This is a genomic window from Nonomuraea spiralis, assembly GCF_014648435.1.
In the GTDB taxonomy this organism is placed as follows: domain Bacteria; phylum Actinomycetota; class Actinomycetes; order Streptosporangiales; family Streptosporangiaceae; genus Nonomuraea; species Nonomuraea spiralis.
The window spans coordinates 1-1,024 of record NZ_BMRC01000086.1; the positions used below are offsets into that span (position 1 = coordinate 1).

General features: G+C 67.6%; 1 protein-coding gene. It reads left to right on the plus strand.

Going from position 1 to position 1,024, the window contains the following annotated elements:
* Positions 1 to 990, plus strand: a 990-nt coding sequence (locus IEZ27_RS53415; RefSeq protein ID WP_189654316.1) for an IS30 family transposase, incomplete at its 5' end; no start/stop codon positions are given.
* Positions 991 to 1,024: the final 34 nt, after the last annotated feature.

The window sequence follows — 1,024 nt, forward strand, 5'->3', positions numbered from 1 at the left end:
CGTGAGAACGAACGCGTCCACATCGCCGACCGGCTGCGGGAAAAGGCCTCCATCCGAGCCATCGCCACCGAGCTGGGCCGCAGCCCCTCCACAGTAAGCCGGGAGATCGCCCGTAACCGCACCGACGGAACCCGAGGCCAGTGGCACTACCGGCCCCACGCGGCCCAGGCACGTGCCGACGCCCGGCGTCCACGACCGAAACAGGGAAAGATAGGAGCCAACCCGGAACTGCGCCAGGCCGTCCAATCCTGGCTAGAGCTGGAATGGAGCCCCGAGCAGATCGCGCACACGCTGCGCATCCGGTTTCCCGACCGGCCGGAGATGCAGGTGTCGCACGAGACGATCTATCAGGCGCTCTACGTACAAGGACGCGGTGAACTGCGCCGTGAGCTCACCCGGGCGTTGCGCACCGGCCGCACCGCCCGCAAACCGCATCGCCGTCCCGACCAGCGCCAGCCTCGGTTCGTCGCGCCAATGGTCATGATCAGCGACCGCCCCGCCGAGGCCGCCGATCGAGCCGTGCCCGGCCACTGGGAAGGCGACCTGATCATCGGTAAGGACCAGAAGTCCCAGATCGGCACGCTCGTCGAGCGCACCAGCCGCTACGTTCTGCTCGTCCACCTACCGCACGACCGCACCGCCGAGACCGTCCGGGACGCCCTGGCCGCCACCATGGCCACCCTGCCGGCCGAACTGAAGCGATCCCTGACCTGGGACCAAGGCAGCGAGATGAGCCTGCACCACCAGTTCTCCATCGCCGCCGACCTACCGGTCTACTTCTGCGACCCACACTCGCCCTGGCAGCGCGGCAGCAACGAGAACACCAACGGCCTGCTCCGCCAATACTTCCCCAAGGGGACCGACCTGTCCGTCCACAGCAGCGACCATCTCGCCGCCGTCGCTGCCCGGTTGAACGGCCGGCCACGCAAAACGCTCGGCTGGGAAACCCCAGCCGAGCGTCTCACCAAGCTCCTGGCACTCGCCAGTTGATCAATCAGTGTTGCGACGACCCCTTGACTTCACC